The following is a 17,887-nucleotide window of genomic DNA, read 5'->3' on the forward strand; positions in this document are numbered from 1 at the left end:
AAATCCCCCACGGACGTAAGCGGCTCTGGCGGTGAGCACAACTTACGAGGGGGCGGTCCCGGAGAGCCACTCGATTAACAGATGCCGTCAACTGACGGGCGCCGGGGAGGGCGCGGGACGGCGAAGCGGGGGCGCGGGTGTCCGACTGGCGACCGAGCGCGCGAGCGGTCGGGGGGTTCGATTACGCTCGGAGGCATGGCCGACGCACCGTACAAGCTGATCCTCCTCCGCCACGGCGAGAGCGAATGGAACGCGAAGAACCTGTTCACCGGTTGGGTGGACGTCAACCTCAACGAGAAGGGCGAGAAGGAGGCAGTACGCGGCGGTGAGCTGCTCAAGGACGCCGGCCTGCTGCCCGACGTGGTCCACACCTCGCTCCAGAAGCGCGCGATCCGCACCGCGCAGCTGGCGCTGGAGTCCGCTGACCGCCTCTGGATCCCGGTCCACCGCAGCTGGCGCCTGAACGAGCGTCACTACGGCGCCCTGCAGGGCAAGGACAAGGCGCAGACGCTCGCCGAGTTCGGCGAGGAGCAGTTCATGCTCTGGCGCCGCTCGTACGACACCCCGCCGCCGCCGCTCGATCGCGACGCCGAGTACTCGCAGTTCGACGACCCGCGCTACGCGACGCTCCCGCCCGAGCTGCGCCCGCAGACGGAGTGCCTGAAGGACGTCGTCGTCCGCATGCTGCCGTACTGGTTCGACGGCATCGTCCCCGACCTGCTGACCGGCCGCACGGTCCTGGTCGCGGCCCACGGCAACAGCCTCCGCGCCCTGGTCAAGCACCTCGACGGCATCTCCGACGCCGACATCGCGGGCCTGAACATCCCCACCGGCATCCCCCTCTCCTACGAGCTGGACGCCGACTTCAAGCCCCTCACCCCGGGCGGCACCTACCTCGACCCGGACGCGGCAGCGGCAGCGATCGAGGCGGTCAAGAACCAGGGCAAGAAGAAGTAACCTTCGCGATCATGCTCCCGACCTGCGCGAACGGCGCGGGGCGGGGGCATTTTCGCGGCCTGGGCCCTCTACGGCACCCCGGCGCGGTCGACGGCCCCGGCGTCGTCACCCCGCACGTGCCGCGATGATCCGTGCGCAGTCCAGTGACTCGGTGTGGGTGGTGTCGACCTGTAGGTCGTAGGACACGTCCCGGTGGACCAGGTCCGCCTGGGACGTGGCCATTCCGATGGGGCGGTCGCCTCGTGCGAGTTCGCGGCCCGCGGCGACCGCGGCGTCGCAGTGGACGCCGACCCACAGCACCTGTACGTCGTGCAGGGCCTCCTGCCACCGCTTCTGCGAGGCCGGGCCGCCGAGGAAGACCTCGTCGACGATGATTCTGGCCCCCTCGCGGGCCATCGCGGCGATGCCCTCGATCCACGCGGCTTCCAGCGTCCGGAACTCCGGTCCGACGGTCACCTCGCCGTCGGGAGCGAACTCGATCCCCGTGTCGGAGGCACGCAATGCCGCCGGCATCGCGTCGACCAGGGTGTCGGTCCCGAGCGTCAGCCACGGTTGAGGCAGGACCGCCTGAAGACACCGGGCGATCCCCGACTTCCCCGAGCTGGAACCACCGTTGAGGACGATCACCTGAGTTGTCACCGCGTCACCGTAGACGCGGAACGGCCCCCCTCTCCATGGGTTTCCGGGAGAGGAGGGCCAGTGCTCGGGGTGGGCGCCGTTCTCCGGCGCTCCCGTCAGTTGGAGAAGTACAGGTACTTCCACGAGCCGTACGTCGTCGAGTTGACGTTGTCGCCCGAGGAGTTGTTGATGTACGAGGAGCGCATGCGCACCTTGATGCCGGAGGTGCCCGGGGCCTCCAGGCGCACGCCGGACTTGCCGTTCGAGGCGAGCTTGAAGTACTGCGGGCTGCCGTCGGTGGTGTACCACGAACCGGCGTAGTAGACCTGCATGTCCATGCGCTGCTTGCGGCCCGGGTAGTACGTCATCGTCGTGGTGAGCAGCGGGTCGGTGTTCTTGTGGAACCAGTAGTACGAGTGCGAGCCGATCTTGGCCGTCTTGTACTGCTTCGTCACCGCGGTGGAGTTCTTCACCTTGGCGTAGCCCGTGGCCTTGACGGTCTTCGACTTGTAGCGGGCGTCGCCCTTGAAGATCGCGGTGACCTCGGTGTCCCGGGTCATGTCGATCTTCGCGGAGATGTTGCCGCCGGAGCTGACGGTCCCGGTCCTGATCAGCTTGTTGGGCTTGTCGCCGCCGTAGGGGTTGGCCCAGATCTCGACCGTGCGGTTCTTGTACGTCGTACCGAGGTGCGCCGTGAACGTCACGTCGGTGCCGTACGAGTAGACCTTGCCGTTGTTGTTCAGGCTCAGCGAGGCCGAGGCGCGCGAGACGTCGACCTTGTCGCTCGCGGTGACCGCGGAGTGCCCGGCGTCGCCCGCGTACGACACCTTGTAGGTGACCGTGCCGCCGGCGGGCGGGGTGTCGGAGAAGGAGTACGTACCGTCCGACTTCACCGTGACGGCGGGCAGCGCCTTGCCGCTCGGGGAGTCCAGGTCGGTCCGGGTGACCTGGAGCTTCGCGCCGGACGGCAGCGGAACCGTCGCCGTGAGCTTGCCGGTGACCGTGAGCTTCTTGGCGCGGGTCGCGCTCGACGGGGCGTTGACCGTCAGGGCCGGGCTGTTCAGCGCCGTGCCGGTGAGCACCTTGAGGCTGTAGCCGCCGTCCGCGCTGACGAGCGCGAAGACCCGGGAGTCGTCCGGCGCCCAGGCGAGGTCGGCGGTCTGGGCCGTGCCCTGGTCGTACGTGTGCAGCGGCAGGGTGGCGTTGGGCTGGTACGTGAGGATCTTGGAGCCGTTGACCTGGGCGAGGAAGCCGTTCGAGGCGACGTCCGCGAACTGGCCGTTGGGGTAGGAGCCGGCGGCCTTGAAGGTGCCGTCCGCGTAGGCGTCCCGGTCCTTGCCGTTGACCAGCACCTGCTTGCCGCCGGGCACCAGGTCGATGTCGCCGATGCCGTTGTTCAGCGAGTAGTCGCCGTTGTGCCAGGCGACCAGGGCGGGCTTGCCGCTGGAGACGTCGAGCACGGCCATCGAGGCCGTGGACAGGCCGGTCTCGCCGACGGCGAGGATGCCTGGCTGGGTCGGATCGGTGTCCAGCAGGGCCTGGCCCCAGATACCGACGGAGGTGCCCTCGGTCGGTATCTGCTCCATGGTCACCGGGTCGGTGCCGCTCGCGGGGTCGACCGACGGGTCGACGGAGCCGATGTTGCCGTCCCACTGGTCGCCGTAGGAGAACCACACCTTGCCGCCGCTGAACGCGACATGGCGCGGACCGGTGTTGGTGGGCACGGTGTAGCGGGCCTTGAGGCCGAGCGTGCTCGCGTCGATGGCCCAGATCTCGTGGATCTCGGGCGCCGCCGCGTACACGGTCGCCCCGTCGTCCGAGACGGCGAGGTCGCTGACGCCCGTGACGCCCTTGACCGAGCCGAGGACGGTGCCGGAGTAGTCGGTGGCCACGACGGTGCCGTTGGCGCTGTCGCCGACGAACACCCGCTTCACGGGGCCGTCCACGGCGAGGCCGCCGGGCGTGGTGACCCGGGCGGCCGGAGCGGCCGAGGCGGTGCCGGCGGTACCGAGACTGAGAGCGGCCGAACCGAAGAGGACCGCGACGGCCGTCGCGATCGAGATGCTGCGCGTACGCACAGTGCTGTTACCCCCATGTGGAACCCGGTATGAGACCGGGGAGACGAGTGCGCCGCGCAGCACCCGGACATGACCACGGAACTGCGGTGATGTGCGGGGCGCGGCTGCTGTGAGCAGCGTATGGCATGGCTGTGACAATTGAGGAGAGGTTTTCGGGTGTGCGGAGATCACGTGTATGCGCTTGATTTCCGCATGAGGGGGCGAACACCGCCCGGCCCGAGACGGCTGCGCTGCGCAGGGGCGCGGAACCCCGTAAGGCGGGAGCCCGTTCGGTGATCAGACCTTGTTGACCCGCCAGGCGATCACGCCTGTCGAACCGGGGTTCCCTCGGACGTCCATGCGCAGTGGACCCCGGCCCGTGAACCGCTCGAAGACCACCGACCCGTCGCAAGGGATCCGCTTCTTCGGGCCTGCGTCGCGGGGAGTGAACGCGGTCTCGGCGCCACCGTGGCCGACGCACACCACGGTCAGTCCGTAGGTGGTGCCGCCAGCCAGGTCGGGCTGAGTGTGCACACCGTCGGACACCCGCTCGGCACCCGACTCGACCATCGAACTGTCCGCCTCCGTCGCGGCGTCCAGGGCTGCTTGCGCCTGAGCGGTCAGGTGCTTCTGGGACGGTGGGGCGACGCTCCGCGGAGGGGCAGTCGTCGAGGGGTGGCCGTTGGGTGCGGAGCCGTGGGATGTGCAGCCCGTCAGGCAGAGGAGCGTCAGCAGTGCGCACCTGAGGGGACGGCGCGTCCGACCCTTCACCGGCGGCCGCGAACTGTGTTGCTCGCCAGGGTAGTTCGGTTGAAGCCGGTGCCCATGGTCGCTCCCCCTGGTGATGGAACGCCTGGCAGGCGATCGCATCCCCCGACCCTATGAGTGCGCCATGTGCGCTTCAGTCGAAAGATCCTTTTCCTGAGCGCAACTTGAGCAACCCGCCGGAGGGGAATGGAGTTCGGTGTCCGGGCCAGGTTCCTTTCGGTCCGCTCGGCGTCGGGCCCGGTCGGTCGTGTGGCCGGCCGGGCCCCGGTGTCGATGTCGTTCAGGGGCGGGTCGTCGCACCCAGGGCCGAGCCCCAGGCCGCCTTCGCCGTCGGGTGGTCCAGGTACTCCGGGTTGACCAGGATGGAGTTCGTGCCGGTCGGGCCGGTGGAGGAGCCCGGGATGACGCTGACCGCGCCGGTGCCCAGGTACTTGCCCGGGACGCCCACCGTGAGGTCGGCCTTGCCGTCCGCGTCGTAGTCGCCCGCCGCCACCGCCCTGCCGAACAGGTCGTTGCCCTCGCTCGCGCCCGCCACACCCGGCGTGTCCAGGGTGATCGTCTGCTGGTGCGCCGCGTCCAGGCCCGATCCGGTGCCCTTGACGACCGTCACCGCGCCCGCGTTGTTGAAGCCGTCCGGGTCGGGCGCGCCGGTGTCCGAGGTGACCAGGTCGGCGTGGCCGTCGCCGTCGAAGTCCGCAAGGGCGGTCGCGCTGCCGGGCTGCGGCGATCCCCCGAAGGCCACACCCGCGCCGAGGCCCGAGGCCGTGCCCGGGTACATGCGGAGCAGGTAGTCGTCCGGGCCGTCCGAGAAGTTCGTGTCGATGACGATGTCGTCCTTGCCGTCGCCGGTGATGTCACCGGTGACGATGCTGTACCCCGCGAACGGGAGCCCCGTCTTGCCCAACGCCTTCGTGGTGAGGCCCGTCGCCGAGCCGGCGAGGACGCCGAGCGTGCCCTCGTCCGCCGGGTCGTCGAAGTAGGCGACGGTGGCGAGGTCGGTGTACCCGTCGCCGTTCACGTCGGCCGCCGCGATCTGGCCGGTTCCGGCACCGCCGCCGGGCGGGGTGTACGCCTTCATGGCGGGCTTCGCCGTGTCGCGCAGCTTGGCCGCGCCCTTCACGACCTGCACCTTCGTCCCCGCCACGACCGCGATGTCGTCACGGCCGTCGTGGTCGAAGTCTCCGACGGCGATCCGGTCGCCGAAGCCCTGACGAGCCGTCGGGGTGGGCGCGTTGAAGGCGATGGCCTTGTTGCTCAGCCCGCCCTTGGCGCCGAACACGACGGTGACCGAGCCGGCGCCCTTGACCGTGCCGATCGCCTCGCCGCCCGCGCCGATGACCAGGTCCGCGTACCCGTCGCCGTCCACGTCGCCGACGGCCACCGCGGACCCGAACCGGTCGCCCGCCTCGGGCGTGCCGGGTATGCCCGCCGTCTGCTGGGTGATGCCCTTCTTCCGCGTGGTGCGTACGCCCTGCGCGGTGCCGTACATCGCCGAGACGTAGCCGGCCTTCGCGTGGCCCGCGATCGTGCCGCTGGGGGAGCCGACGGCGAGGTCGCCGAAGCCGTCACCGTCGAGATCACCGGCGCGGGCGGCGGCCGAACCACCGCCGGGTGCCGCCTGCGCGGGCACCATGCCCAAGGCCCCGCCCGTCACCGCCAACGCCGTCGCGCACGCCGCGAGGATCCGTCGCCGTCCCATGCCGTTCACACTCCCGTGTCGTCCTGCTTCGTCCCGTGCCGTCCGCATACGAGTCCGCCGGTACGCCTACGAGCACGAGGAACTCCGTGCGCTGTACGCCGTACGGCTTCACCACTCCAGACCCTCGGGGCACATGAACGGTTGCCCATGTACGGGTAGAGAACGTGCGAACGCTCCCTCGGTCCAGCGGTGTGTGAGGTCCGCACGAGTGGTGTTCGGCGGTCCCACTCGGGGGAGGACTGACGCCTGCCCCGCGACCCGCCTGCCCCGCGACCCGCCGCCCCGCGACCCGCCGCCGCGCGGCTCAACTCGCCGTGCGCAGGCGGCCTCTCGACCGGCAGTCGCGGCAGTGGCCCGGGGCCGGGGCGCGGAACGCGCGTTCGCAGCCCTCGCAGGTCTGGAAGGGGTGAACGACGGTGCGATCCGGGGTGAGCTGGGGTGCGCGCACCGGGATCGGCAGCGGTGTCTCCCGCAGGCGGAACGCCAGGAGGCCCGACGGGCGGCCCATGAAGTGGGCAGGGAGGCCCGTGGTCAGCAACTCCGCGATCCTGTACGGCTCCACGCCCGCCGCGAGCCACTCCGTCACCGGCGGTGCCAGGCGGCGCGCCTCCCACTCCGAGAGGATCAGCCGCGGGTCGATCCTGCGCAGGGAGGCGAGGACCGCCACCGCCCCCGGGTCGGCGTCGGCGAGGGCGGGTCCGGTCCCGCCCCGCTGTTCCGGTTCGGATTGCGTCGGCTCGGGTCGCCCGGACGGCGGCTCCGCCGGTGTCCGCACCGTCGTCCGCACCGGCCTCGATGCGTCCCCCTGCTGCTTCAAGGGGCCTCGCGGGCGCGGAGGTTGGGGCGGGTGGTCCGGATCCGCGTCACTGCCTGGGACCGTGTAGAAGTACGTCCGTGTACGGATCTGGCCGGTAGCGATCCGCTCTCGACGTCGCTCCAAGTACCCGGCCATCTCCAGCTCCCTGAGGGCCCGTGAGATCAGGATCTCGCCCTCCGTGAAGTGCTCGCACAGTGCTGCGATGCTCACGGGAGAGCCGTCCGGCAGGGAAGAGATGTAGGCCGCGACGCCGATCGTGACCGCGCTGCCGCGTCGCTGCGCGAGGGCGTTCGCGAGCACCGTGAAGTCGGCGGTGAGGCGGGTGCGTACATGGATCACGCCGGAGGTCGGAGCTCCGGCGTCGGCGCGCAGGCGCGCGTTAGACTGTGAATCAGCCATCGGGAAGCTCTTTTCTTCCTGCTGGTAGCCATCGGGAAGCTCTTTTCTTCCTGCTGGTAGCCATCGGGAAGGTGCTTCTTCCTGATGGGTCAGGCCCTCGTTCGGGATTGCCGTCCCGGCCGGGGGCCGTCTTCGTTTGCGGTTGTCGCGGCGAACGTAACCGTCCGTATCCCTCCGTCGCAAGCGCGTCACCCGGACGGGTGACACGCGCGGGAGGGTGGGTGGGCGGGTAGTTCTTTCTCCCGGTTCTTGGGGAGGTCAGCGGGCCGCCGGTCCCTCGCGAACAAGGATCCGGCGGGGCCGAAAGGCGGAGGATGACCGGGGCCCGGTTCGCTCAGAGGCGGTGGTCGCCGGCCTTCAACTCGCCTATGAACAGGGTCCAGACGCCGGTATCGAAGGCGAGCGCGGGTCCGTGCGGCGCCTTGCTGTCACGCACGGGGACGATGCCGGGGACTCCGTCCTGTACCTCCACGCAATTGCCGCCCTCCTGATTGCTGTAACTGCTCCTGCGCCACGCGGCGCCGTTCTGATCGGGACGGGACCTTCGCTCCACGGTGGTTGCCCTCCATCACGGATCGGATCATGTCCAGTGACATGAGCGGGGGCAGCGCCGCCGCCCGCAGCCGATCGTAGGTCAGAGCGAATCTCCTGACCTCGGCCGAATCCTCGATGAGTTGGCCGTAGTGCGCGCCTTCGGTGTAAGCGACGTCCGAGCCGTCCGGGAGCCCCAGAATCGTCAACGAGCCGCCCATGGCGTCATGTTCGCCCTGCTCGAAGGGGAGTACCTGAACGGTGATGTGCGGCTGCGCCGCAGCGGCGAGCAACCGCTCCAACTGCTCGCGCATCACGGCAGGACCGCCGATGGGACGCCTCAGTACCGCCTCGTCCAGGACGACCCACAGCTCGGGTCGATCGGCCGAGTCGAGCCGCTCCTGACGCCCCAAGCGCGCCGCGAGCCTCTCCTCCAACTGTGCCTCGCTGCTCAGCGTCAGGCCAACGGTCAACACGGCCCGCGCGTACGCCCCCGTCTGGAGGAGACCCGGCACCACGTGCGCCGCGTACTCCCCGATCGACATCGCCTGCTCCGAGTAGGCCATGAACTTCCGCGACCAGTCCGGAAACGCCTCCCGATACACGTACGGCCACAGCTCGACGAGCAACTGGTCGGCGCCGAGCGCCTCGTCGAGTGCCCGTGCCAGGTCCAGCGTGGGCTTCGCACCGGAGGCCCGCTCGATCTGGGTGATCCGGGTGCTCACGACGTGGGTCCTGCGGCCCAGTTCCGCCTGGGTCAGCCCCGCTTCCGTACGGAGGCGGCGCACCCGTGAGCCGAAGAGCGCCGCCATCGACGTACTGGGGTCGATTCCGTTGGCCAAGGCGTCACTTCCGTTCCTTACGAACCGAAAGGTAAGGCTCCGTCACCTACCGAGCGTAGGGGCGTCCGACGACTCTTGAGTACGGAACGTGACGACTCGCGTGCGGCGCGGGACGGCTCAGGGACGACGGCAGGGACGGACACGCTGTGCTGACAGGAACGACCACCTCTGATGAGGAGCCCCCGACGGACATCGGTGCGCTCAGGGCGCGGTTCGCCTCCTCGCCGCGAGGGGCCCGGTTCGCCCGGCGCCTCGCCGTGCGGCGGATGGAGGAGTGGGGGTATGCGCCGGAGTCGGACGCCTCCTGCGCGGTCGCTCTCGTCGTCGGGGAACTCACCGCGAACGCCGTGCGGCACGGTCACGTCCCGGGACACGACTGCCGGCTCCGGCTCGGCCTCGACGCCGGGGCGGGGCTGGTCCGGATCGAGGTCAGCGACGCGGCCGCCGCGAAACGGCCGCCCGCCGCCCCGCCCCCGGCTCCCGACGGCGAGTCCGGGCGCGGCCTCCTCCTGGTGGACGTCCTGGCCGCGCGCTGGGGCTGGACGCCTCGGCACCCCGTGGGCAAGACGGTGTGGGCGGAGGTGCCGACGGAGCCGACGACCTGACGGGGACTCCCGCGCCGCAGTGATCGGCACGCCGGCCCGCAGACGCCTCGCGCCTCCTCCGGGCGATCGGGCGATCGGGCGGTCCGGCACGGCGCGCGGCACAGTGGAGACATGGACACGGACGGAGCCGGCGGCACGAAGGGCAAGGACGATCTGGGGGCCCGCGCCCGCGGTGTGGCGACGCGGCTGCCCGCTCAGGATCTGGAGCGGGCCCGGCGCTTCTACTCCGAGGTGCTCGGGCTCGACCCCGTGGACGAGCGGCCCGGCGGGCTGCTGTACCGGTGCGGGGACGGCGAGTTCGTGCTGTTCGCGTCGACCGGGGCCTCGCCGGGGACCTTCACGCAGATGGCGTTGGGCGTCGACGACATCGAGGCGGTCGTCGGCGAGCTGAAGCGGCGCGGAGTGCAGTTCGAGGAGGTGGACCTGCCTGCGCTGCGGACGCGGGGCGGGATCGCCGAGGTCGAGGGGAACTACCCGAGCAAGGGAGCCCGCGGGGAACGCGGCGCGTGGTTCCACGACAGCGAGGGCAACCTGATCGGCGTCGGGGAACCCGTCGTCTGAGCGCCCACGGGTGGCCGTACCGGCCGGCCCCGCCGCGAAGGCGCAGGTCGCCGCCCTCTTCCGTACAAGGGGCCGCCCTCTTCCGTACAACCAATCGCGCCCTCCAGGTGTCTCTCCCGTACCCGGACCACGATCCGGCCGAGTTCCTGGAGAACCATGCGCATACGTACCGCCGCGGCCGCCACCGCCGGCACCCTCGCCCTGCTGTCGTTCGTGACGCCCGCCGCGCACGCCGACACCAGGAAGGGCGACACCGCGTTCACCTCGCTGTCCTTCAGCAGGACGACCGTCAACGTCGGCGTGAGCAAGACACAGGCGGTGACCGTCACGGCCACCGCCAAGGACGGGTCCGGCCTCAAGGACATCTACGGCGCGAAGCTGGTCAGCCCCGACAGCCGGATCGTCCACCCCGACTCCGTCTCCTGCACCCGGCCCTCCTCGACGAGCCTGAAGTGCAGCTACCGGTACGCCCTCGACGCGAACCGCACCGACTACTACGACCTCAAGAACAGTTCGGCGGGAACCTGGCACTTCACCGCGGAGGCCGCCGCCAAGGACGGCGACTTCTACGACCTGGAGACCAGCGCGCCGGTCAAGGTCAAGCGATTCGCCGAGCTGGCGAACACCCAGGCCTCGCCCGAGCCCGTCGCCAAGGGCCACACCCTCACCGTCACCGGGAAGCTGACCCGGGCCAACTGGGACACCAACGTGTACGCCGGGTACACCGGGCAGTCCGTCGCGCTCCAGTTCAAGAAGTCCGGGTCCTCCTCGTACAGCACGGTCAAGACCGTCACCAGCGACAGCAGCGGCAAGGTCAGGGCCACCGTCACCGCGCAGTCCGCCGGCACCTGGCGCTGGAGCTTCGCCGCCACCGGCACCACGAGCGGGGCCACCGCCTACGGGGACGGCGTCGCCCTGAAGTAGGGCATCGGGGGAGCCTGCGCCACCGGCGCCGGACGAACGCGAAGGGCCCCGTCAGGACGACGGGGCCCTTCGCTTCGTACGGACACGTTCAGCCGCACTGGCACGGATTGCCCGACTGGCAGCCGCAGCCGCAGCCGGAGCCGCAGCCGCAGGCGCCGAACAGCGGGAGACTCTTGATCTCGGCGGGCTGCCGGGTGTCACGGTCCTGCGTGGGATCGGGCGTGCTGGGGGATTCGGCCATGGGACCCTCCTTCAGGCACGGAGGCGTGCGAGGCGGACCGCGCCGCACAGCTCCTGTTCGCCCATCTCATGCCCACTGGGCCCGGCGCATCAACAGCGCACTGGGGCTTCACGCGCGCCCAGGGCGCGAATCCCACGCCCCGCCCGGGGGCTCAGACCCCCTCCACTCCCGCCGCCGGCTGGATGTCGGGCTGGATGTCCGGCTGCAGCTCGTCCGCGTGCTCGCCGGTGACCAGGTAGACGACGCGCTTGGCGACGGACACCGCGTGGTCGGCGAAGCGCTCGTAGTAGCGGCCGAGCAGGGTGACGTCGACTGCCGTCTCGATGCCGTGCTTCCACTTGTCGTCCAGCAGGTGCTGGAAGAGCGTGCGGTGCAGGAGGTCCATCTCGTCGTCGTCCTGCTCCAGCTGCATCGCCAGGTCGACGTCCTTGGTGATGATGACCTCGGCGGCCTTCGCCATCAGGCGCTGGGCGAGCTGGCCCATCTCCAGGATCGTGGCGTGCAGGTCGTGCGGGATCGCCTTGTCCGGGAATCGCAGCCGGGCCAGCTTGGCCACGTGCTGGGCCAGGTCGCCGGACCGCTCCAGGTCGGCCGACATCCGCAGCGAGGTGACGACGATGCGCAGGTCGGTGGCGACCGGCTGCTGGCGGGCCAGCAGGGCTATCGCGCGGGCCTCCAGCTCGTGCTGGAGATCGTCGACCCTCTGGTCGGCCGCGATGACGGTCTCGGCCAGTTTCAGGTCGGAGTCGAGGATGGCAGTCGTGGCGCGCCCGATCGCCGACCCGACGAGCCGGGCCATCTCGACCAGGCCGTCGCCGATCGAGTCAAGTTCCTCGTGATACGCGTCACGCATGTGGTTGTCCCTCTCTTACGTCAGCTTCCGGGGGGTCCGGGGTCCGGGACCGGCCAGTTCCGGCCACCTGGAGGACGGCGGACGGGACCCGTGAACCCCACGCTCCCACGATCCGGCTCGCACGCGTCCGTTTCCGTCACCCCAAATGAACCAACACTGGCGCCTGGGTGAACTCTGGGCGACGAGTGTTCGAGGTCGCACTCGGATGGCTGTGGCCAGGAGCGACGGCATGCCTAACCTGGGTGCATGGACGTGAACGCGGCGGTCGCCGCAGCGGCAGCGATCGCCGGAGTGCTTACCGGTGTCATCGCCATGCTGGCGTTCCGCTGGAGCGAGCGCGACCAGAAACGCCCGACCCGCACTTCTCTGCACACGGACCCGGTGCTTCCACCGGGTGTCGACACCGTGCTCTCCGTGCTCAGGTCATCGGCAGTCGTACTCGACGAAGCGGACGCCGTGGTCAAGGCCAGTTCGGCGGCATACGCCCTCGGACTGGTGCGCGGCGGCAAACTCGCCGTCGAACCGATGCTCCAGATGGCGCGTGACACCCGGCGAGACGGGGAGATACGCCAGGTGGAGCTGGATCTGCCCAGAAGGGGGACAGGGAGGGGAGAGGCACTCGCCGTCTCCGCGCGGGTGGCCCCCCTCGGATCGCGCCTGGTGCTCCTCCTCGTGGAGGACCTGACGGAGGCCCGGCGCATCGAAGCCGTACGCCGTGACTTCGTCGCGAACGTGAGCCACGAGCTGAAGACGCCGGTCGGCGCCCTCTCCCTGCTCTCCGAGGCCGTCATGGACGCCTCGGAGGACCCGGAGGCCGTGGAGCGCTTCGCCGGACGCATGCAGATAGAGGCCACCCGCCTCACCAACCTCGTCCAGGAGCTCATCGACCTGTCGAGGGTGCAGAACGACGATCCCCTGGAGGACGCCGAGCCCGTCCGCGTCGACGAACTCGTCGCCGAGGCGATCGACCGCTGCCGCCACCAGGCCGGCACCAAGCAGATCACCATGGCGGCCGGCGGCACCGCCGACCTGAGCCTGTGGGGGAACCGGGGCCAGCTGGCCGCCGCTCTCGGCAACCTCGTGGAGAACGCCGTCAACTACTCACCCGCCCGCACCCGCGTCGGCATAGCCGTCCGCCGGGTGACGGCGCCCGGCGGGGAACACATCGAGATCGCCGTGACCGACCAGGGCATCGGCATCTCGGAGAAGGACAAGGAGCGCGTCTTCGAGCGCTTCTACCGAGTCGACCCGGCCCGCTCCCGTGCCACCGGTGGTACGGGGCTGGGACTGGCCATCGTCAAGCACGTGGCCGCCTCGCACGGCGGGGAGGTCACGGTGTGGAGCTCCGAGGGTCAGGGCTCCACGTTCACCCTGCGGCTGCCGGAGGCGAGTGCGGCCCGCGACCGCGTGACCGATCACCACATGCCCGGCCTCGACGAAGAGGACGAGACCGAGCAGCCCGACGGGACGACCACCGTCACATCCCCGTACGAACCGCTTCCTGCCCCGGAGGTCCTTCCGTGACCCGTGTGCTCGTCGTCGAGGACGAGGAGTCCTTCTCCGACGCCCTGTCGTACATGCTCCGCAAGGAGGGTTTCGAGGTCGCCATCGCGACCACCGGGCCCGACGGACTCGACGAGTTCGAGCGCAACGGCGCCGACCTCGTCCTCCTCGACCTGATGCTGCCGGGCCTGCCCGGCACCGAGGTCTGCCGCCAGCTGCGCGGCCGCTCCAACGTCCCGGTGATCATGGTGACCGCCAAGGACAGCGAGATCGACAAGGTCGTGGGCCTCGAAATAGGAGCCGACGACTACGTCACCAAGCCCTTCTCCTCGCGGGAGCTGGTGGCCCGCATCCGGGCCGTCCTGCGCCGCCGCGGGGAGCCCGAGGAGGTCACCCCGGCCGCGCTGGAGGCCGGCCCCGTCCGGATGGACGTCGACCGTCACGTGGTCACCGTCTCCGGCTCCAAGGTCGACCTGCCGCTGAAGGAGTTCGACCTCCTGGAGATGCTGCTGCGCAACGCGGGCCGTGTGCTGACCCGTATGCAGCTCATCGACCGGGTCTGGGGCGCCGACTACGTCGGTGACACCAAGACCCTCGACGTCCACGTGAAGCGCCTGCGCGCGAAGATCGAGCCGGACCCGGGCGCGCCCCGCTACCTGGTCACGGTGCGCGGTCTCGGCTACAAGTTCGAGCCGTAGACCGGCCCCACGCTCCACTGACATGACGAAGGGCGGGACCCCCGGGAGGGGTCCCGCCCTTCGTCATGTCAGCTGCGTGCCCGGGGGCCGCCGGGAGCGCCTGAGGCCCTCCTGGACGCCCGGTGCCGGGTCACTGTCCGGCGGACGCCGAGGAGGTGGCCGTGGCCGTGCCCGTGGCGGACGACGACGCGCCGTCCGCCGGCTTGCCCGACGTGGACGCGGACGGCGAACCCGTGGCCGAGCCGGACGGCGAGGCGGAGGTGCCCGCGGAGGCGCCGGGCGCCGACGGCATGTCGCTCGGGCCCCACTTGGTGAAGTAGCTCTCGGCCGGGACGACGAAGGCGCGCAGGCTCACGTCACCCGTCTCGCTGAAGCCGAAGGTGACCTTCTGGGCGCTGCCGTTCAGGACGCCCTGGCCGGGGTTGGACAGCGCCGCGGAGGCGTTGCCCTTGCCGCCGAGGACGACGGAGCCGCCGGCCGGGACGGTCAGCTTGCCCTTGCCGGTGGCGGGCGTGATCTGGGCGGTGCCCCCGCCGTCGACGGCGATCGAGTCGAGGGTCTGCGGCGTGCTGCCGCTGTTGAACAGCGTCGCGGAGATCACCGCCGGACCGGTCGCCTTGACGTCGGGCTGGGTGATGACGAGGGCGTTCTGGATCTTGATGTTGCCCACGGAGGTGGCCGCGTTGTCCGGCTTGACCTCCAACGTCTGGGCATCGCTGCCCGCGCTGCACGCGGCGAGCGAGGCGATCGAGAACGCGATGACGGCGGCGGCGGAGGCGCCGCGTCGAAGGCTGCTGCTCACGGCGGCGGCAACTCCTTGAACGTGGGCGAAGCAGGGCGACTCCTGTGTAAAGCCGCCCTAAGGGTCTGTCAGCGGCCTTAGGTTACCGATCCGTTCCCGTGCGACCGCACCCGACCCTCCCCAAGGGCCCGACTTTGCTCGGCGGAAGGGTGCGGGGGTCCGGCCGCCGTGCCGGACACGCGCCCGCACGGCTCCGGTGCGCCGTGTGTGCGCCCCGTTCCTCCCGCCCCGCCCGGGCGGGGCGTCGGCTACTTTGATCGCGCCCTCGTCCGCCATTCACATAAGTTCCGCGGAGTCGGCCTTGCGCATTTCGGGGAATGAATGCCCGGTCGCCCGGAAAATCGATCACGGTGCCGGAACACCAGGTCATCGCGAGCCGATCATCACGTCATCCCGCACGTGATCACCGATCGTCTTGATCAATTCCGGATTCGCTCCGCGCTCGGCCCCGCCCATCGAACGGAGTAGCGGAAGTCGCGCTCCTGGCGGCGGACAAAACGGGATGTTCGGACCCTGGTCAGAGTGTCCGGGTGTGTGTAACGTGCGCGTTTCTCTCCGCCTGGACAGCCGCTCCCACCTGCGAATACCCTCTTCCGCTCGCCTCCCGCAGCACGTTCCTGTTGCGGTTGTCAAGCCCCGAGATGGGCCCTGACCTGCGAAAACGCCATTCAGAAGACGCCGTTTCCGTGTTATCCTGGATAGCCACGGAAGGGGTACCTGTCACATGACGTTCAAGGTTGGCGACACCGTGGTCTATCCCCATCACGGGGCCGCGCTGATCGAGGCTATCGAAACTCGCCAGATCAAAGGCGTGGACAAGACCTACTTGGTGCTGAAGGTCGCCCAGGGCGATCTGACGGTACGTGTGCCAGCGGACAATGCGGAGTTCGTCGGCGTGCGTGATGTGGTCGGTCAGGACGGGCTGGACCGGGTCTTCGAGGTGCTGCGCGCGCCGTACGCCGAGGAGCCCACGAACTGGTCCCGTCGTTACAAGGCAAATCTTGAGAAGCTCGCCTCCGGCGATGTCATCAAGGTCGCGGAAGTCGTGCGTGACCTGTGGCGTCGTGAGCGCGAGCGCGGACTCTCCGCCGGTGAGAAGCGCATGCTCGCCAAGGCGCGCCAGATTCTGGTGAGCGAGCTTGCTCTCGCGGAGAACACCAACGAGGACAAGGCCGAGGCCCTGCTCGACGAGGTCCTCGCGTCCTGACGCCGGCTCAGTCGCCGAGACGCCAGCCGTCTTGACGTACGCACCAGCCCGCGCAGCTGCGCGATGAATGCCGCGGTGCCCGATGACGCAATTGCTGTCGCCGGGCGCTGCGGCATGTTCGTACCCGCACGCACCCGGTCCGCCTCACCCGGCGGTTCACCCGGTCCACCCGGCATCGACTGTCCCCCGCCGTACCGGCATGTCCGATACTCGATGTGCCCGGCGGCCGACTCGACCGGATGTCACGGAAGGGTCCCCGGTCAAGGCGTCGCGCCCGGCACTCCCCCCTCTCTCCGAGCAGGGGGTACTCACCAGGCCATACCCATACCGGTCGAGCACACAAACCTGACAGGAACCGATGTCTGACGTTTCGCTTCCCGCGCCGTCGGGGTCCCGTACCGCCGCCGTGATTCCGGCCGCCGGCCGAGGCGTACGCCTTGGTCCGGGCGCCCCGAAGGCACTGCGCGCGCTCAACGGAACGCCCATGCTCATCCACGCGGCCCGCGCGATGGCCGCGTCCCGCGCGGTCTCCCTGGTCGTCGTCGTGGCCCCGCCGGACGGCGCGGCCGAGGTGAAGTCGCTGCTGGACGTGCACGCGCTGCCGGACCGCACCGACTTCCTCGTCGTCCCCGGCGGTGAGAGCCGCCAGGAGTCCGTGAAGTACGGACTCGACGCGCTGCCGCCCGGCATCGACATCGTCCTCGTGCACGACGCGGCCCGCCCGCTCGTGCCCGTCGACACCGTGGACGCCGTCATCGAGGCCGTACGGGACGGCGCCTCCGCCGTCGTGCCGGCGCTGCCGCTCGCCGACACCGTCAAGGAGGTCGAGCCCGCGGCCGTCGCCGGGGAGCCCGAGCCGGTCGTGGCCACACCCGTCCGGGCGCGGCTGCGGGCCGTCCAGACGCCCCAGGGCTTCGACCGCGCGACGCTCGTACGCGCCCACGAGACCGTCAGCGACGACGTGACCGACGACGCGAGCATGGTCGAGCAGCTGGGCCTGCAGGTCGTGGTCGTGCCCGGCCACGAGGAGGCGTTCAAGGTGACCCGCCCGCTGGACCTGGTCCTCGCGGAGGCGGTTCTCGCGCGACGGAGGCTCAACGATGGGTTCTGAGACGGCGGGGCGGGCCGCGCCCCAGGCTCCGGCACCCGTGCTCCCGCTCGTCGGGATCGGCACCGACATCCACGCCTTCGAGGAGGGCCGGGAGCTGTGGTGCGCCGGCCTGAAGTGGGAGGGCGAGGGGCCCGGGCTCGCCGGGCACTCGGACGCGGACGTCGTCGCGCACGCCGCCTGCAACGCCCTGTTCTCCGCGGCCGGCCTCGGTGACCTCGGTGCACACTTCGGCACCGGGCGGCCCGAATGGTCCGGGGCGTCGGGCGTCGTCCTGCTGACGGAGGCGGCCCGGATCGTCCGCGAGGCCGGCTTCGCCGTCGGCAACGTCGCGGTCCAGGTCGTCGGACCCCGCCCGAAGATCGGCAAGCGGCGGGACGAGGCGCAGAAGATCCTCTCGGACGCGGTGGGCGCCCCGGTGTCGGTGTCCGGCGCCACGACGGACGGCCTCGGCTTCCCGGGCCGGGACGAGGGACTGATGGCGGTCGCCACCGCTCTGGTCGTCCGGACGCCCTGAGCCGGCCACCGTTCCCCGAGGGCGAACGATTCACCCATTCCGGCGGCTCTGCACCCGTATAGGCGGATTCCTTCGCGCCTCCGCGGTCGCGACCACCGCCGCGATCCGGCCCCCGCTCGCCCTGAAGGCACCCTCTCCGGAGCCCGAGGGGACGGGCGGCCCGCCGTTTGTCACGAATCC

At 70.4% G+C, this 17,887-nt stretch carries 19 protein-coding genes; 9 read left to right on the forward strand and 10 right to left on the reverse strand.

Annotated features, from left to right (window positions below; genetic code table 11):
• Positions 1-195: 195 nt before the first annotated feature.
• On the forward strand, positions 196-957 hold the full coding sequence (locus tag ACIRQH_RS13405; RefSeq protein WP_355879170.1) for a phosphoglyceromutase: 762 nt from the start codon (positions 196-198) through the stop codon (positions 955-957).
• A 105-nt stretch (positions 958-1,062) separates the two neighbouring features.
• Here ACIRQH_RS13405 and cpt read toward each other — a convergent pair whose 3' ends face one another.
• The 7 genes from cpt to ACIRQH_RS13440 form a co-directional block, all read right to left on the reverse strand.
• Positions 1,063-1,596: a chloramphenicol phosphotransferase CPT gene (gene cpt / locus ACIRQH_RS13410; RefSeq protein WP_404225807.1), complete on the reverse strand. Its 534-nt coding sequence runs from the start codon at positions 1,594-1,596 to the stop codon at positions 1,063-1,065.
• Positions 1,597-1,691: 95 nt separating this feature from the next.
• The gene (locus ACIRQH_RS13415) at positions 1,692-3,653 is read right to left on the reverse strand and encodes a YncE family protein (protein ID WP_404225809.1); all 1,962 of its coding nucleotides are present in this window, start codon (positions 3,651-3,653) and stop codon (positions 1,692-1,694) included.
• A gap of 276 nt (positions 3,654-3,929) precedes the next feature.
• Positions 3,930-4,202: a hypothetical protein gene (locus tag ACIRQH_RS13420; protein ID WP_404225811.1), complete on the reverse strand. Its 273-nt coding sequence runs from the start codon at positions 4,200-4,202 to the stop codon at positions 3,930-3,932.
• Positions 4,203-4,680: 478 nt separating this feature from the next.
• A complete protein-coding gene (locus ACIRQH_RS13425) occupies positions 4,681-6,099 on the reverse strand; it encodes an FG-GAP-like repeat-containing protein (protein ID WP_404225813.1) in 1,419 nt (472 codons plus the stop codon).
• A 304-nt stretch (positions 6,100-6,403) separates the two neighbouring features.
• On the reverse strand, positions 6,404-7,315 hold the full coding sequence (locus tag ACIRQH_RS13430) for a hypothetical protein (protein WP_404225816.1): 912 nt from the start codon (positions 7,313-7,315) through the stop codon (positions 6,404-6,406).
• Between the two features lie 334 nt (positions 7,316-7,649).
• The gene (locus tag ACIRQH_RS13435; RefSeq protein ID WP_404225818.1) at positions 7,650-7,787 is read right to left on the reverse strand and encodes a DUF397 domain-containing protein; all 138 of its coding nucleotides are present in this window, start codon (positions 7,785-7,787) and stop codon (positions 7,650-7,652) included.
• Positions 7,744-8,658 (reverse strand): Scr1 family TA system antitoxin-like transcriptional regulator, encoded by a 915-nt coding sequence (locus ACIRQH_RS13440; RefSeq protein ID WP_388875131.1) that lies wholly within the window; start codon positions 8,656-8,658, stop codon positions 7,744-7,746. Before ACIRQH_RS13440 ends, ACIRQH_RS13435 begins: the two co-directional genes overlap by 44 nt.
• 176 nt (positions 8,659-8,834) lie before the next feature.
• Between ACIRQH_RS13440 and ACIRQH_RS13445 the strand changes: the two genes are divergently transcribed.
• The 3 genes from ACIRQH_RS13445 to ACIRQH_RS13455 all read left to right on the forward strand — a co-directional run bounded on the left by ACIRQH_RS13445 (position 8,835) and on the right by ACIRQH_RS13455 (position 10,778).
• On the forward strand, positions 8,835-9,293 hold the full coding sequence (locus tag ACIRQH_RS13445) for an ATP-binding protein (RefSeq protein WP_404225820.1): 459 nt from the start codon (positions 8,835-8,837) through the stop codon (positions 9,291-9,293).
• 111 nt (positions 9,294-9,404) lie between these two features.
• Entirely contained in the window at positions 9,405-9,854 is a 450-nt protein-coding gene (locus ACIRQH_RS13450; RefSeq protein ID WP_404225822.1) for a VOC family protein, read from the forward strand.
• A 156-nt stretch (positions 9,855-10,010) separates the two neighbouring features.
• Positions 10,011-10,778 (forward strand): calcium-binding protein, encoded by a 768-nt coding sequence (locus ACIRQH_RS13455; protein ID WP_404225824.1) that lies wholly within the window; start codon positions 10,011-10,013, stop codon positions 10,776-10,778.
• Between the two features lie 88 nt (positions 10,779-10,866).
• Here ACIRQH_RS13455 and ACIRQH_RS13460 read toward each other — a convergent pair whose 3' ends face one another.
• Entirely contained in the window at positions 10,867-11,019 is a 153-nt protein-coding gene (locus tag ACIRQH_RS13460; RefSeq protein ID WP_358821621.1) for a hypothetical protein, read from the reverse strand.
• Positions 11,020-11,170: 151 nt separating this feature from the next.
• Entirely contained in the window at positions 11,171-11,872 is a 702-nt protein-coding gene (gene phoU, locus ACIRQH_RS13465) for a phosphate signaling complex protein PhoU (protein ID WP_355873511.1), read from the reverse strand.
• Positions 11,873-12,118: 246 nt separating this feature from the next.
• On the opposite strand from phoU, the gene ACIRQH_RS13470 reads away from it, so the two are divergent.
• Positions 12,119-13,396, forward strand: a complete 1,278-nt coding sequence (locus tag ACIRQH_RS13470) for an ATP-binding protein (RefSeq protein WP_358821622.1) — start codon at positions 12,119-12,121, stop codon at positions 13,394-13,396.
• On the forward strand, positions 13,393-14,073 hold the full coding sequence (locus ACIRQH_RS13475) for a response regulator transcription factor (RefSeq protein ID WP_009340348.1): 681 nt from the start codon (positions 13,393-13,395) through the stop codon (positions 14,071-14,073). Before ACIRQH_RS13470 ends, ACIRQH_RS13475 begins: the two co-directional genes overlap by 4 nt.
• Positions 14,074-14,203: 130 nt before the next feature.
• On the opposite strand, the gene ACIRQH_RS13480 is transcribed toward ACIRQH_RS13475, so the two are convergent.
• Complete coding sequence (locus tag ACIRQH_RS13480; RefSeq protein WP_388874953.1) at positions 14,204-14,875, reverse strand: DUF461 domain-containing protein; 672 nt, start codon at positions 14,873-14,875, stop codon at positions 14,204-14,206.
• A 724-nt stretch (positions 14,876-15,599) separates the two neighbouring features.
• Between ACIRQH_RS13480 and ACIRQH_RS13485 the strand changes: the two genes are divergently transcribed.
• From ACIRQH_RS13485 to ispF, 3 genes are all read left to right on the forward strand, one after another.
• Positions 15,600-16,082, forward strand: a complete 483-nt coding sequence (locus tag ACIRQH_RS13485; protein WP_003953493.1) for a CarD family transcriptional regulator — start codon at positions 15,600-15,602, stop codon at positions 16,080-16,082.
• 358 nt (positions 16,083-16,440) lie between these two features.
• Positions 16,441-17,193, forward strand: coding sequence for a 2-C-methyl-D-erythritol 4-phosphate cytidylyltransferase (gene ispD / locus ACIRQH_RS13490; RefSeq protein ID WP_388874950.1), 753 nt, complete (start codon positions 16,441-16,443; stop codon positions 17,191-17,193).
• Positions 17,183-17,707, forward strand: a complete 525-nt coding sequence (gene ispF / locus ACIRQH_RS13495) for a 2-C-methyl-D-erythritol 2,4-cyclodiphosphate synthase (RefSeq protein WP_358821625.1) — start codon at positions 17,183-17,185, stop codon at positions 17,705-17,707. The genes ispD and ispF overlap by 11 nt, the downstream gene beginning before the upstream one ends.
• Positions 17,708-17,887 lie beyond the last annotated feature (180 nt).

This window comes from Streptomyces sp. NPDC102279 (assembly GCF_044766365.1).
Classification (GTDB): domain Bacteria; phylum Actinomycetota; class Actinomycetes; order Streptomycetales; family Streptomycetaceae; genus Streptomyces.

What these genes read in the sequence shown, in the direction of transcription:
- ACIRQH_RS13405 (WP_355879170.1), top strand. Translation starts at nt 196, where the DNA reads ATGGCCGACGCACCGTACAAGCTGATCCTCCTCCGCCACGGCGAGAGC.
- ACIRQH_RS13420 (WP_404225811.1), bottom strand. Translation starts at nt 4,202, where the DNA reads ATGGTCGAGTCGGGTGCCGAGCGGGTGTCCGACGGTGTGCACACTCAG.
- ACIRQH_RS13425 (WP_404225813.1), bottom strand. Translation starts at nt 6,099, where the DNA reads ATGGGACGGCGACGGATCCTCGCGGCGTGCGCGACGGCGTTGGCGGTG.
- ACIRQH_RS13430 (WP_404225816.1), bottom strand. Translation starts at nt 7,315, where the DNA reads ATGGCTGATTCACAGTCTAACGCGCGCCTGCGCGCCGACGCCGGAGCT.
- ACIRQH_RS13440 (WP_388875131.1), bottom strand. Translation starts at nt 8,658, where the DNA reads ATGGCGGCGCTCTTCGGCTCACGGGTGCGCCGCCTCCGTACGGAAGCG.
- ACIRQH_RS13450 (WP_404225822.1), top strand. Translation starts at nt 9,405, where the DNA reads ATGGACACGGACGGAGCCGGCGGCACGAAGGGCAAGGACGATCTGGGG.
- ACIRQH_RS13455 (WP_404225824.1), top strand. Translation starts at nt 10,011, where the DNA reads ATGCGCATACGTACCGCCGCGGCCGCCACCGCCGGCACCCTCGCCCTG.
- ACIRQH_RS13460 (WP_358821621.1), bottom strand. Translation starts at nt 11,019, where the DNA reads ATGGCCGAATCCCCCAGCACGCCCGATCCCACGCAGGACCGTGACACC.
- phoU (WP_355873511.1), bottom strand. Translation starts at nt 11,872, where the DNA reads ATGCGTGACGCGTATCACGAGGAACTTGACTCGATCGGCGACGGCCTG.
- ACIRQH_RS13470 (WP_358821622.1), top strand. Translation starts at nt 12,119, where the DNA reads ATGGACGTGAACGCGGCGGTCGCCGCAGCGGCAGCGATCGCCGGAGTG.
- ACIRQH_RS13485 (WP_003953493.1), top strand. Translation starts at nt 15,600, where the DNA reads ATGACGTTCAAGGTTGGCGACACCGTGGTCTATCCCCATCACGGGGCC.
- ispD (WP_388874950.1), top strand. Translation starts at nt 16,441, where the DNA reads ATGTCTGACGTTTCGCTTCCCGCGCCGTCGGGGTCCCGTACCGCCGCC.
- ispF (WP_358821625.1), top strand. Translation starts at nt 17,183, where the DNA reads ATGGGTTCTGAGACGGCGGGGCGGGCCGCGCCCCAGGCTCCGGCACCC.